Below are 320 nucleotides of genomic sequence, written 5' to 3' on the forward strand. Positions count from 1 at the left end.
GCGTGATGGAGGCCACAGGTTATTATCATTACCAGTTGGCTTATCATTTGTTGGAATCCGGTATTAAAGTATCAGTAGAAAATCCATTATCAGTAAAACGCTTTATCCAAATGAAGTTATCTAAAGTTAAGACAGATAAAAGTGATTCAAAACTTATTTGTGAATATGCAAAACAGGTAAAATTAAAACTATGGCAAGGCAACTCTAAAGATGAAATAGAATGTTTGCAAATGGTTAGACTCCTTTCTGTGTATAGAAAACAGAGTACGATGTTAAAAAACAAGATACATGGAGAATCCGTTTTAGGTAATCCAAGTAAA

The 320-nt window shown here is 32.5% G+C and carries 1 protein-coding gene; it reads left to right on the forward strand.

Annotation, left to right across the window (positions count from 1 at the left end):
- Nucleotides 1-320, forward strand: a 320-nt coding sequence (locus ACVC5O_RS02695) for an IS110 family transposase (protein ID WP_452219924.1), incomplete at both ends; no start/stop codon positions are given.

It is taken from the genome of Lacinutrix salivirga (genome assembly GCF_053604675.1).